The sequence below is a fragment of the Chondromyces crocatus genome, assembly GCF_001189295.1.
GTDB classification, from domain to species: domain Bacteria; phylum Myxococcota_A; class Polyangia; order Polyangiales; family Polyangiaceae; genus Chondromyces; species Chondromyces crocatus.
This window is the reverse complement of sequence record NZ_CP012159.1, coordinates 2288583-2302164: the sequence shown is the minus strand read 5'-3', so window position 1 is coordinate 2302164 and position 13582 is coordinate 2288583. Positions and strand designations below refer to the sequence as shown.

The following is a 13582-nucleotide window of genomic DNA, read 5'->3' as shown; positions in this document are numbered from 1 at the left end:
TCGGCCTGGGCGACCAGGATGTGAGTGAGTCCCATGAGCGGCTCGACGGCAGCAGAGACGCGACCAATACTTGGCCGGCCCCAACATGCGACAGGAACCCGTTGTCGACGGCCGGTTCGAACTGCTGCGCCTCGCCGGAGCGGGCGGGATGGGGAGGGTGTACGAGGCGCTCGATCGGCGCAGTGGCTCACGGGTCGCGCTGAAGCTGCTGGGGCGCCCCGAAGCGCACATGGCCGCGCGCTTCGCTCGCGAGGTGCAAGCGCTCGCAGGGGTGCAGCACCCCGGGGTCGTGCGGCACGTGGCGCACGGGATGACGGGCGACGGTGAACCCTACCTGGTGATGGAGTGGCTGGAGGGCGAGACGCTTGGGGCACGGCTGTCGCGTGGGCCCCTCGGGGTTGCAGAGAGCGCGGCGCTGGGCATGCAGATCGCCGATGCACTGGGCGCAGTGCACCGGGCAGGGGTGGTGCACCGCGATCTGAAGCCGAGCAACGTCGTCCTCGCCAAGGGCGCTCTCGACAGGCCCGTGCTGGTGGATTTCGGGATCGCTCACGTGGCCGGAGCGCAGACGCTGACGCACACGGGCGCGGTGCTCGGGACGCCTGGCTACATGGCCCCAGAGCAGGCGCGCAGCGAGCGGGATCTGGACGCGCGCGCCGACGTGTTCGCGCTTGGCTGCGTGATGTTCCGTTGCCTGACGGGGGTGGCCCCGTTCACCGCCGATCACGCGCTCGGGGTGATGCTGCGGGTGTTGCTCGACGATCCACCACGCCTCCGAGATCTACGGCAGGACGTGCCGCATGCGCTCGAGATGCTGGTGACGCGCATGCTGTCGAAGACGCGGGAGGGGCGTCCCGGCGACGCGGAGTCCGTCGCCTCGTCGTTGCGAGCAATGGGGGACCTCGGCGCGGGGAGCTCGGTCCCCTACACGATGCCGCTGTCCGCGGGGCGACGCGAGATCACCTGCGGAGAACGCCGGCTACTGTCGCTGGTGCTGATCCGCGACGCCTCCCGGAGTTCGAACGCGGAGCCACCTCCGAGCGGGCCGCAGTCGGGTGACGATGGGATGGTGACGTTCGCGGAGCCCGCGTTACGGGAGCGGGCGCTCCGAGCGGCCTCAGACCGGTACGGCGGACACATGGAGCGGTTACCCGACGGAACGGTGGTCGTGGTGCTCCGGGGGGTGGCAGCACCGACCGATCTGGCTGCGCGCGCGGGACGATGCGCGCTCGCCATCCGGGTCATGCTCGGAGGGGCCCCGGTGGCCGTGGCCACGGGACGGGCGGAGCTGGAAGCGCGGCTGCCCGTGGGAGAGTTGATCGATCGCTCGGTGCGGCTGCTCGAGGGGAGCGTGGCTCCCGAGGCAGCCGGCGCAGTGCTCGTGGACGAGGTGACGGCGAGGCTGCTCGGGCCGCGGTTCGACCTGAAGCCAGCCGCCAGCGGCTACGCGCTCCGCGGCGAGCGCGACGATGATCCCCCTCCCCTCTTGATGGGGCGCCCGACGCCGTGTGTGGGGCGCTCTCGCGAGCTGGCGCTTCTGGAGGCGGCGTTCACGCCCTGCGTGGAGGAGTCGAGCGCGTCCGCCGTGCTGGTGACGGCCCCTCCGGGGCTCGGAAAGTCGAGGTTGCGCCAGGAGCTGGTGCGTCGGCTGCGAGCGCGGGGTGAGCCGATCGACGTGTGGATCGGCAGAGGAGAGCCGCTCAGCGCAGGGGCCGCCTTCGGGGTCCTCGCGCGTGCGGTGCGCCACGCGCTGGGCGTCTCGGCAGACGAGCCGGCGCCTGTCTCCTGGCGACGCATCCAGGCACACGCGGCTGGGCTGCCCGACGCGGAGCGGGCCGCGATCTTCCTCGGTGAACTCACGGGGGCGCCGGTCCCTGGCGGTGAAGAGAACCCTCAGCTCCGTGCCGCAAGGCGTGACCCGCGGCTGATGGGCGATCAGATCCGGCGCGCGGCCGAAGATCTGCTGCGCGCCGCCTGCGCGACACGACCGGTGGTGCTGGTGTTCGAGGATCTGCAGTGGGGGGATCTGCCGAGCATCACGTTCGTGGGCTCGGTCTTGCGCAACCTGCGGGACCTGCCGCTGTTCGTTCTGGCGCTGGCGCGGCCGGAGGTTCATGGCCTGTTCCCTGGGCTGTGGGAGGACCTGCCCGTCCACGTGATCCGGCTGGGCGAGCTGCCCCGGCGCGCCGCAGAGCGGCTGGCGCGTGACGTGCTCGGTGACAGCGTGTCCGACGAGCAGCTCCGGACGCTGGTGGGGCGCGCCGGGGGGAACACGTTCTACCTGGAGGAGCTGATCCGTGCGGTGGCGGAGGGACGCGGAGACAACGCCCCCGAGACGGTGCTCGCGATGGCGCAGGCGAGGCTGGAGGCGCTGGATCCAGAAGCGCGTCGCGTGCTGCGCGCGGCGAGCGTGTTCGGTGGAGCTTTCTCACAGTCCGGCGTCGAGTCGCTGCTGGGCGGAACGCCTGCAGGGCACCGGCTCGAGGACCTGGTGGTCGGCGAGGTGCTCTTGCGGCGCGCGGATCCAGATCACCGGCATGGCGCCGAGTACGATTTCCGTCACGCGCTGGTGCGCGAGGCAGCCTACGGCATGCTGACCGAGGGGGATCGCTCCACCGGGCACCGGCTCGCCGGAGACTGGCTCGAACGCGCGGGCCACGGAGACGCGCTGGCGCTGGCGGGGCACTTCGAGCGCGGTGGCGAGCCGAGCCGCGCTGGGCGCTGGTACCGACGTGCGGCCGAGGAGGCACTGCAGGGCAACGATCTGGAGGCAGCCCTGGACCGCGCTCGACGGGGCGTCGCATGCGGGGCGGAGGGAGGCGAGCTGGGAGCGCTTCGGCTCGTGGAGGTGGAGGCCCACCTGTGGCGTGGAGAGCTGACCCGAGCCGAGTCCCGCGCGCGAGAGGCAGCAGCGCTGCTCCCTCCGGGGACGGCGGGGTGGTACCGCGCCATGCGCGAGGCGAGTCTCGCGGCGCAGAAGCTCGGCGCCGTGGATCGCATGGAGGAGTGGGTGACGCGGGCTTGCAACGCCGAGCCCGCGACCGACGCGGAGAGCGCGCTCCTCGTGTGCCTCGCCAGCTCGGCCGCATCCCTGGCGCAGGCCGGGTGCTCCGCGGCCGCCGAAGAGCTGCTGAAGCGCGCGCAGCACCTCGCGAGCCACCGGTCGGATGTGGACGATCAAGCTCGCGCCTTGCTCTCGGAGAGCGAGGCGCTTCGGGCCGCGAGCAACGGCGATCCGGCCGCGAGCCTGGAGCTGTTCCAGGCCGCGCTGCGCGCGTTCGAGCGGGCCGGAGATCGCCGCTACGCTTGCTCGACGCAGAGCAACATCGGCTACTTGCTGACGGAGCTCGGCGACCCGGTAGGGGCCGAGGCTGCGCTGCGTGGAGCGCTGGAAGACGCCGAGCAGATGGGGCTCCACCAGCTGGTGCCAGCGGTGCAGGAAAATCTCGGGTACGTGCTCGCTCAGGTCGGGCGGCTCGATGAGGCGCGTGTGCTGGTCGAGAAGGCGATCGTGGCACTGAAAATCCAGGGCAGTCAGCGCCTGGAGGGGATCGCTCACACGTACCTTGCACGCATCGCCTTGCTCTCGGGCGACCCAGCGGCCGCCGAGAAAGAGGCACGGGTCGCGGTGGACATGCTGGAGGTCGCTCCACCTGTCCGCGCAGCCGCCTTCGCCCTGCTGGCGCGCGCGCTGCTCACCCAGAGCCGCGCGGTGGAGGCGCTCGCGCCTGCGGAGGAGGCAGCTGCGCAGCTCATCGCGCTCGGTCCCCTGGAGGAGGGCGAGGCGCTGGTGGGCCTGGTGCATGCCGAGGCGCTCGCCGCGGCGGGACGTCAGGGAGAGGCGCTCGTCGCGCTCGATGCAGCGCGCTCCCGCCTGCACGCACGCGCTGCGTACATCCGTGATCCCGCACGCCGCACGCAGTTCCTCACGCGGGTACCGGATCACGCGGCGCTGCTCGCGGCAGCGCTCTGATCTTCGCGCTTCTCCCGACCGTGTCCGTCGTCTTCGTGGGGATCATTCAGGGCGTGGACGTACCGGCTGCGCCGAGAGCAACCGATGCACCGGATGGAGCAAGCCCACACGCAGAAACCTGTCGAGGAACTCCCAGCGTGTCACGCCATCGTCCGCGCACGGCTCGAGCAGATAGACTGCCAAGGTCCCGGTCCGTTGCGCCGTTCTCACCAGCAGTGTGCCTTCGGGGAAGGTGATACGGCGACGCTCGGGTCGCGCCGAGACCACCGTCTCGAAGCGCCGAGGGGGAGGCGACGCGCTCAGCGGGATCTCCGCCGCGCCAGGCGGCGGTACGAGGCCTGCGACATCAGGGCTGAAGGTCTTCTCGATCCCCAGGATGAAGTAGCTCTCGACGTCGAACTCCGTGGGCGTATCCAGCTGCTCGAATGCAATGCCATGCCTCTCGAGGACGGGAGCCAGCTCTTCCGGAGCAAGGTAGGCGAGCGGCGTGCTCACGCTCATCCGGGGGATGAACGTCCGGAGGTGAGGGACGTGGTACGTGACGGCTCGCTTGCCCGGGTAACGGCGGGCCGAAAGGCTGTCGCGATCGTAAGACCGAATCGTGATGGTCTCCCCCCGATGCGCGTACGCGGGAAAGGAGAACCGCAGCTCTCCGTAGGGCTCGCGGCTGCCCACCCCGTAATCGATGGCCACCTGGGGCCTGGGATCGAGGCTCTCACCGCGGTTGATGATTCTCGCCTCCTCGGCCTCGGTAACGCGGATGATGCGCCTGCGGTGCTTGGCGCAGTACCGGAAGAGTTCCAGGAGCCAGGCATAGATCACCGCGCATCGACGCGGAAAACCGATGTAGCTGTAGGTCTCGAGCAGAACGTCGACACGGCCGAGCAGCCCACGGTAGTGGCTGCCGAAGCGAGGGAGCGCTGGGTAGGTCTGCCAGCCGCTGGACGGCTCGTCCTCCTGAACGAAGTTGCCGTACCACTGGCTCCGGAAACCATGACGTGACTCGACGTTCTCTGCGACATCTTCGAGCAGCTTGCGCGATGTTCCGATCACCCGTCGGAAGAGACGCTGGTTGCTGTGAGAGGTGTCGAAGGTGAGGTCGTAGCTGTGGAGGCTACCGTCGGTGGTATGGCAGTCGATGAAGACGTGCGGCCACCAGGCCTGGTAGAACCGGGCGAGATTCCGCGTCTCGATGGCCTCTTGCTTCACGCTGTCGCGGTTCAGGTTCCATCCCTCGCCCGTGTAGCGCGTCCCAACGCCTCCCTCGGGATTGACCTGGCCTTCTAGATTCGCGAGATCGAGGCGTCTGTTCTCGGTACTGATCCGATCGTTCCCATCGGGATTGAAGTTGGGGACGAGGACGAGGCACAGCCTCGACAGGAGCCGACGGTGGCGATCGTTCAGCGCGAGATCACGCGCGAGCGCGAGCACACTCTCTTTCCCCTCCACCTCTCCGGCATGAATGTTCGCCTCGACCATGACCACCAGGCGTCCCTGACTCCGCGCCTCCTCCGGGGTGAAGCAGTGGCCATCGCTGACGATGAGCGCCGGGATGTCCTGCCCCTCGCCGCTCTGACCAAGGCTGACCCGGCGCACCCGATCGGTGCGGGCCGTGAGAGCATCGATGAAGGCGAGAACATCCTCGTGGGTGGAGGTCTCGCGGTAGGCGGTGCGCTCTGCGCGGGTGCGGAGTGCGTCGTCGTGATGGGCCATGGGGCGAGCATCATGCCATCTGAGACCACCGGGTCGCACCACGGTTCGCGCAGGACCGACGAGATCCTGTCCGCGTCAGCGCCGACGCGAGCTCTCAGCCATCACTCACGGCTGCCCCGGAGACGCCATGGGAGCCGAGGACGCAGGGTTCCCGCCATCGAGCAAAGTCGACCTGAGCGCTCGGAGGGGATCGGGCATCTAAACAGAAAAGACGCCAATTTTCATGGTCGATATCGGTCGCCCGCGGAGATCACCCATGCGCCACGTTGCCATCGCAGCCGCCGTCACTGCCACCCTGGTGTTCGCCACGTCATCCGCACGAGCGGACATCGTCATCGGAGCAGAAGGTGACCTTGCCATCCCTGTCGGCAGCAGCGCCGATCCCTACTCCGTGGGGTGGGGCATCATGGGGCGACTCGGGTACGCCGTGCGGTTGAGACCCATCGAGATCACGCCGGAGGTGGGCGGCGGCTATTACGCCTTCCCTATCGAGGTACAGAACATCTCGCTCGACACCAGTGGCGTTCCGCACGTGGCGAGCGTGACGCGTGAGACGGCTGGACTCGTGAGGGCCTTCGCCGGAGGACGTGTGGCTCTCGACAAGAAGATCTCACCCGCTGCGTACGTGCGCGTGGGAATGGGCTACCTCTCCGTGCCGCGCGGCGACGCCTTCGCTCCGACTCTCGGCGGGGGACTCGCGCTCGATATCCGCGCCTTGCCGCTGGTGAACTTCGGCATTCATGTGGGATACGAGAAGATGCTCCGGGAGGACGAGCCTCGCGTGCCATCGCTGCAATGGCTTGCCCTGGGAGCCCAGGCCGCGATTCAATTCTGATGGCGGAATGATTCGAACAAAATGGCGCCAGCCGACGGGGCGCAGACACACCTGCATGCGCCCCATCGGCTGACTGGATGGATCACGCGGTGAGCGTGTCCGTCACTCCGGCATTGCTGCCTGCTTGCAGACGTTGCTCTTGCCGTCGCAATAGTAGATTTCGTTGGCATACGGGATGATGAAGAAGCGGGTCTTCGTGTACCACGCCTCGCCCGTCACGGCGGAGGTGCTCGGTTGCCCCGAGGTGATGAACGAGCAGCCCGAGAGCATCGTCAAGCCAATCGCGCTGAGCAGAAGCACACCCATGGATTTCATTACGTATTCCTCCTGAATCTCGTCGTCGTTCTCGATGCGAGGCGCGCAAACGCCCCGTGCGGGCTACTCCTGCTCTTCCAGCTCCTTGCACACCGGCTTCCCGCCGGCCGCATCGCAGTGGTACATGGTCTGGCCGAAAAGACCGGCTCCCTTGATGTAGGCCTTGCCTTCAACCGACGGGACTGCCGCGCTGTAGGTGGAGCACGCCGTCGCTCCGAGAGCGCAGAGTGCAATGGCCGCAAGCATGATGTTCCTGTACATGGTCGTCGCCTCCAAACGAGCACACGGATCTCCTTCGGCATCGTTGCTGCGGGCATCTCGATGGGATTCGAGATGTTGATGCGACGGCCTGGCTCGTGCGGGAGAGGCTAGGACAAGGTATTCTGGCGGGCCAAAATTCTGACGTGCCTCCCTTGCCAAGGAATGACCCACCCGGAAGAACGGCTGCGGGTCATTCTGGGATGCACGAGCGCTCCAACGCCATTGGAGACAGAAACGTCTTGCAGCGCCTCGTGCCTCAATCGGAGCGATGTTTCCGCGTCGGCACGACAGCGGTCCGATTCGTCAGGAATGGCGCGGAATGAATGGTGCGGAGGGTGACGCTCTTCGGACGGGACGGCATTCGGAGGGACGGTGTCAGGCGGAGTGGCCTCCGCCTGGCAGTACGGCACCTCGACTCAGTTCGGCGACGGATCGCTCACGCGACCGACGAAGAGGACCGCCCCCGTCGCGATGTCGCGGATGAAGAACACGAAAGGCCGATCCAGGCTGATCTCCGCCGGCTCCGGTGCGCTGGTTTCACCCACGATCACAGCGGTCGCTGCCGCGGCCTCCGTCCCGGCCTCGTTGACCCCGACGAATGCCTGATGCACCACTTCGTCGATCGCGAGCCCACCCGTACCGTTGATCCCGGAGAAATCAGGCTCCCCGTCGAACCCGAAGGCAATGCCCATCCCCAGCTTGGCCAGGGGATCCACCATCGAGAAGCGTGACTCGAACTTGAACCGCGGCATCTTCGTATCGACGAGGCGCGTTCCCAGCGCTCCGACGACACCATCGACACGTGCCGCATCGAGCCCCTGCTCGAAAGCGTCGAGGTTGTCCGGGAGGACCAGCACCATCGACAGCTCGTGGCCGTCATACGGAAGCTCCACGGCCTTGAAGCCGGCCCCCTCGCCATAGGGGACCTGGAGGTAGCCATGCATCATGGGCACCGTGACCTGCGCGCCGGCCTGGGTGACGAAGGGGCCGTCCTGGGTCTGCGACGGCTCGAACGGCGTTGCCCAGGCAGCGTTGAAGTAGATGGCGTTCGTGAGGACGAGTCGGGTGTTCGGCCTGATGTTCTGCGGCGTGAGCAGCTTCTTGATCTTGCCCTCGGTTCGGTGGTCGACCCAGCCGTTGATCAGATCGGTCGCCTCGGTGGGCTGCTCGACGAAATCGACGACGTGCATCCCTGCACCATAGTTACGCGCGAGGACGTCCAGGAAATCGGCCTCGAAGGGGAAGTTGATCTGCCCCCACAGCGCATTCGCCACGGTGAGCCTGAAGCCCTTGCCGTCAGAGCCCTGCGCTCCCTTCCCCCGGCTCTCGAGCGCCAGATCGATCGCATTGAAGGCAGGATGAAGCTGGGCCTGAGGCAGGGTGAAGTGCAGTGCCGCAGCCATGTCCTGCTCGGTCTGGGCTCGCGCTCCGGCCCAGGTCATCGCCAGGGCAGAGGAGATGCTGTGGGGTGAGTAGAAGAGGTTGCCGGACTCCTCACGCAGCTGCTGGTAGAGGTCGAAGGCGAACGCGCGGTTTCCATCGGCGGCTGCTTTCAGATCAGCCGGAGCGACCGCGGGGCTCGTATCGCGCTTCAGCTCCGAGGAGACGACGCAGCCTGCGGTGCCAGGATCGCTGCAGACGACCTCCTCGTCCTGGAGCGGCGGTTCCCCTTCCGAGGTCGTGCAGCCGAACACAGTCATCGAAAGTGCGAGAGGGAGCAGTCCAAGGAGTCGCATGGTCATGGCCACACTCCTGAGCAAGTAGCGTGCCTCGTGGCACATGCGCGCCAGGATGAGCGATGTCCACGAAAAGCATCTCTTTGGACGAAGAAAGGGGCTTCGCTCTCCATGATCTGGACGCCACACGAACCCGCTCGAGGCTCGTGGATGGACGCGCTTCGGCGCACAGTGGCACAAATTGTCTCGACCGCGTCACGACCCCGGCGCTCCTGTTCTGCTCCCGAGCGCCGGCCGCGTCAGAGCGCCAAAGGTTGCGGCGCAGCGTGTCACGGGACATCCCTCGCGGCGTCATCAGCTCATCCCGGTGCAGGCGGGTATATGCTCCGCTCTCATGGAGGCCGTCTCCCTCTCCTCGCTCCCTGTCGCATCGCTTCTCTGGCAGTCTCGCCCCGGCACCTGGCTCCTGACGGTGGTCTGCAAGGCCACGTTCGAGCTCCAGCCGATGGAGTCGCGGCTCGCGCCCGAGCAGGAGCCGATCAACACCACCGACCGCCACTGGAGTGACGACGCTTCGTGGAGCCTGTATGCGCCGACGGATCTCGTCCCCTACCGGCCTCGCGCCGACGTGCTCCTGGTAGGACACGCTTTCGCGTCACGCGGGGCGCGGGTGCGGTCTCTCGTGGCGCGCATCATCGTGGGTGACCTGGACAAGGCGATCAAGGTCCACGCCGACCGCTCCTTCGGGCAGGACGGCGTGCTCCAGGATGGACCTCGCTTCTCGAAGATGCCCCTGCTGTGGGAACGCGCGGGTGGAGGGCCGGACACGAACAATCCGGTCGGGATGCCGCCCAATGCACGCGACATCTACGGCAAGCAGCCCGTGCCGAACTTGCAGCCGCCGGGGGTGAACATCTCCGAGGCCGAGGAGCCCATCGAGCCCATCGGCTTCGGCCCGATCGCCCCGACCTGGCCTCCGAGGCGCCAGCGGCTCAACAACCATGCGGCCACGTGGTCGGTGAACGACTGGCACCTTCAGCCGCTTCCGCCCGATCTCGATGCTGCCTACTTCAACGCTGCCCCCCGGGACCAGCAGGTTTCCGCGCTGCGCGACAACGAGCGCATCATCCTCGACAACCTGCACCCCGAGCACCCGCACCTGGTCACGAGCCTGCCCGGCATCCATCCACGCGCGTTCGTGCATCGGCCGGGCCGGAACTACCAGGATCTGGTGATGCGTCCCGACCAGCTCTGGCTCAACACCGATCGCTGCGTGGTGACGATGACGTGGCGAGGGCAAATTCCGCTTCAGCAACGCAATGAGGCGGGTGTCGTCATGGTCGCCCTCGAGTCGGCAGGGCAGATATTGGGATGGGCGGAGGTGAAGCGTCAGGCCGCGCGCGGTGGCATTCGCATCGACGGCGCCACCGACGAGAAGGAAGTGGAGGAACTGGAAGAACTCGAGCCCGACGCGCCGGACATCCTCGATGGCGACACCTTCACATCCGGTGCGTTCACATCAGGTGGTGGACTCGCTGATGGGCACAAGACCCGCCCCGCAGCGCTCCAGCGGGCGGTGGGGCCATCCATCCTCCCCTTTACCTCGCCCCAGAGCCAGATGCCGCCCACGCTCCCGTCGGATCCGGCACAGCGCTTCTCGGCAATGCCCTTCGTTGCCGCAGGACAGGGGGCGCAGCAGCAACCGGGTCCCCCTTCGCTCCAGTCACCGCCCCGGATGTCCATGCCACTCGGGACGACGACCCTGGTGCCTCCCCTGGCGACGGGCAAGGGACCAGCGCCACTGACGATCACGCCCCCGATCCCGACCCCTTCCCCCTCGCCTCCTGCGACGGGTCTGGGGAGCGCCCCTCCGCCTGTCCCACCGACAGCGCCTTCGACCAGCCCCTCCTCGCCCCCCGTACGCTCGCCATCACCGAGCATTCCGCCAGCATCGGGTGGAACCATGCCACCTCCCGCGACGAGGCTCGCGAGCGTGGCAACACCACCGGCGCCTGCCCTGGCGCCCAGTGCGGCCCCTTCCACCCTCGGCGTACCTCCCGTTGCCCAGCCCCTTCCACCACCCATCGTGGGAGCGCCCGCCGTCCCACCTCCCGCGTTGATCCGCGCTCCTGTGCTGGGCGCTGCGGCCGGGGGGATGAGCGCCGGTGTGCTGGCAGCCTCGAACGCCGCGGCAGGGTCGACGCCCTCGCTGCCACGCGACGAGCCAGCGCCGGCGTCGACGAAGACGCCTGCGGTGCAGGCATCGGCGCGACCCGCTCCGACCTCGAAGGACGTGCTCGACCTGATCTGGTTCGAACCTCAGTGCGTGGCGCGCGTCCGACGCCCTCAGGCGTGGAAGGAGATCCTGAAGGAGCTGGCCAAGAAGCCGATCGATCGACAGGTCGACGATCCTGGCCAAGGCCAGGACGCCGCGGGCATCGAGGATCGGCGCGACGTCTTCGAGATTCTCTCACGCGGCGGTGCCGTCGATGCGCTCGGCGTGAGGGAGGCGCTCTCGGACGCCGTGAGAGACCACGCGAAGTTCACGCCTCCGCTGCGATTGCTCGAAGGTGAGCTGAGCTTCCCCTTCGATGAGGTCGAAAGCTTGAAGACCACGATCGCCGTGGTCACCCCGTTGATCGGCACGGACGAGACACTCAAGGCCGCCGTCAACAACGCGCAGGAGGCCCAGCGCGGGTCCGATCTACGAAGCGCCCCCGCCGTGGCAGAGAGCCTGACGACACGCATCCGCGAGGTGTGGAACCTGGGCAAACGTTCGACACCTGCTGGCTACCTGGAGAACCAGACCGAGCGGGCACTGATTGCGGAGCGTCATTACCAGCGTCGCAAGATCCTTGGCGGGCGATTCGTGCGGGCGATCCTTCAACCGTTCGGTCCCGATGAGCTGATCCCGGCGTACTTGCCCGACGCGGTGGCGGATCTCCTTCCGCTCTTCCCTCGGCTGAAGGTGCGGCTGATCGCAGAGCTGCATCTCCAGATCGATCCGAGCGAGGCGCACTCCGCGGCGGTGAAGGTGCTGGCGCTCGCGCGCAACGTCCCCTTGTTCGGGAAGCCGCGGTGAGGTCCCCTCGCGTTCCCGGCTCCAAGCGCGGGTCAGCCAGCGGCCGGAGGTTCCGAGACGCCCCGAGGGACGAGGACGGCATTCGGATAGCGCGACCCGTCGCGCTCGTAATGAACCAATCGATACCCTGAGAGACCAGCTTCCTCCGCAAGCTCGGCCTCACTCACGCAATGAACATAGAGCCCCGCCCGCCAGATCGTCCCCGCCTCGACCGGGGGTAGCCTCAAGATCCGGCCGCGCAACACATGACGGGTCAGGGACAGGAGGCGCCCCGACGAGGAACTGGTGCCCTCGCCCGTCGCAGACGCGCCTCGCTCCTCCGGGTCGAACACCGGCTCGCGGCGCCAGAAGCTGAGGAGCACAGGTCCTCCCGGGCTGGCCTCGCGGAACCTGCGAAGAACGGCGAGCCGATCGTCCCGTCGAAGCAGGTGGCTCCAGACCCCCCACCCCGTGAAGATCCCATCGTACCCCGCGCGTTTCCTGGCAGCCCAGGACTCCAGGTCCTCGTTGCGTACAGCGCCCCGCGCTCCCAGCGCTCGAGCGGCCACCCTCTGACGCGCGGCCTCCGCGAGGCGAGGCGCGGGCTCCAGCGCATCCACCTCGTAGCCGTGCTCGAGGAGCGCCAGGAGCTCGCGGCCTCCCCCGGCGCCAGGCAGAAATAGCCGTGCTGGGGGCGCCGGAAACCAGTCCGCCAGGGCTCGTCGCTCGAACGGGTAGAGCCCGGCAGCCAGCGTCTGCGCCGACAGGTAGCTCGACGCGCCATCGTAGTGCTCGTCGATGGCCACGCGCTCGAAGCCTGGCGGGCACAGGGCCACAGCGACCTCTGCGAGCAGCCGCTCCACGCGCAGTGTGGCCCGGTGAACTCTGGCGAGGCCTCGATGCAGCGTCCGCACGAGCACGAGTCACCCTCGGACAGGCACGCCGTTCATGCGAACCGACGTGCCATTCACGTGGGCGGGCGAGCCGTTCACGCGAACTTCCGAGCGCTCCCTCTCGAGATGGGTCGCATGATCGCGGGCTCGCTGGAGCACCTCTCCGCCCTCCCGTTCACCCCCGAGGATCACCCCGACCGTTCGAAGCAGGATGCGCAGATCGAGTCCCAGGGACCAGTGATCCACGTACCAGACGTCCATCAAGATGCGCTCGTCCCACGTGTACAGCGTCCCGCCGTTCACCTGGGCCCACCCGGTGCATCCTGGCAGGACCTCCAGCCGTCGCTGCTGGAGGGACGTGAACGTCGCTGCGTGCTCGGGATAAGTCGGTCGTGGCCCCACGAGGCTCATGTCGCCACGCAGCACGTTCACGAGTTGCGGAAGCTCGTCGAGCTTGTAGCGGCGGATCACCCTGCCGACCCGCGTGACCAGCGGGTGATCTCCGCGCACCTGCCCTGTTTGCTGGATGGTGAGGGAGTTCTCCCGCATGGTGCGGAACTTGAGCATGTCGAAGAGCCGGCCACCTCGCCCGACGCGCCGCTGCACGAACAGCACGGGCCGACCGTCCTCCAGGGCGATCAGCGCCGCTGTGACGGCCATCAGGGGGAGTGTCCCGGCCAGCGCGAGTCCAGCCACCGACACGTCGAGAGCGCGCTTCACCCACCGCGCCCCCTGATCCTCCGATGGCTTCTCGCGCTTCATCACGAGACGGTAAAGCACGGCATCGCTTCGCACAAACCCGCAACCAGCTCCGCCCGTCTGCTGTCCTGGACACCGGGCGCCTACCCCACGACC

9 protein-coding genes are annotated in these 13582 nt (G+C 67.8%); 3 read left to right on the top strand and 6 right to left on the bottom strand.

Annotated features, from left to right (window positions below; translation table 11 throughout):
• Positions 1–85: 85 nt before the first annotated feature.
• Positions 86–3973, top strand: coding sequence for a protein kinase domain-containing protein (locus CMC5_RS08605; protein ID WP_050435792.1), 3888 nt, complete (start codon positions 86–88; stop codon positions 3971–3973).
• Positions 3974–4015: 42 nt separating this feature from the next.
• Here the strand turns inward: CMC5_RS08605 and CMC5_RS08600 are convergent, their stop codons facing one another.
• Positions 4016–5686 carry a M14 family zinc carboxypeptidase gene (locus tag CMC5_RS08600; RefSeq protein ID WP_050429943.1) on the bottom strand — a complete coding sequence of 557 codons (1671 nt, stop codon included), beginning with the start codon at positions 5684–5686 and terminating at the stop codon, positions 4016–4018.
• A 256-nt stretch (positions 5687–5942) separates the two neighbouring features.
• Between CMC5_RS08600 and CMC5_RS08595 the strand changes: the two genes are divergently transcribed.
• A complete protein-coding gene (locus CMC5_RS08595) occupies positions 5943–6521 on the top strand; it encodes a hypothetical protein (protein WP_050429942.1) in 579 nt (192 codons plus the stop codon).
• 102 nt (positions 6522–6623) lie between these two features.
• Here CMC5_RS08595 and CMC5_RS08590 read toward each other — a convergent pair whose 3' ends face one another.
• From CMC5_RS08590 to CMC5_RS08580, 3 genes are all read right to left on the bottom strand, one after another.
• Entirely contained in the window at positions 6624–6836 is a 213-nt protein-coding gene (locus CMC5_RS08590; protein ID WP_050429941.1) for a hypothetical protein, read from the bottom strand.
• Positions 6837–6899: 63 nt separating this feature from the next.
• Complete coding sequence (locus CMC5_RS08585; RefSeq protein WP_156338366.1) at positions 6900–7097, bottom strand: hypothetical protein; 198 nt, start codon at positions 7095–7097, stop codon at positions 6900–6902.
• 416 nt (positions 7098–7513) lie between these two features.
• On the bottom strand, positions 7514–8839 hold the full coding sequence (locus CMC5_RS08580; RefSeq protein WP_050429939.1) for a serpin family protein: 1326 nt from the start codon (positions 8837–8839) through the stop codon (positions 7514–7516).
• 328 nt (positions 8840–9167) lie between these two features.
• On the opposite strand from CMC5_RS08580, the gene CMC5_RS48390 reads away from it, so the two are divergent.
• Positions 9168–11855, top strand: coding sequence for a DUF2169 family type VI secretion system accessory protein (locus CMC5_RS48390; protein ID WP_050429938.1), 2688 nt, complete (start codon positions 9168–9170; stop codon positions 11853–11855).
• Positions 11856–11887: 32 nt separating this feature from the next.
• Here the strand turns inward: CMC5_RS48390 and CMC5_RS08570 are convergent, their stop codons facing one another.
• Entirely contained in the window at positions 11888–12754 is an 867-nt protein-coding gene (locus tag CMC5_RS08570) for a class I SAM-dependent methyltransferase (RefSeq protein ID WP_156338365.1), read from the bottom strand.
• A 3-nt stretch (positions 12755–12757) separates the two neighbouring features.
• Positions 12758–13489, bottom strand: coding sequence for a sugar transferase (locus CMC5_RS08565; protein ID WP_063796510.1), 732 nt, complete (start codon positions 13487–13489; stop codon positions 12758–12760).
• Positions 13490–13582 lie beyond the last annotated feature (93 nt).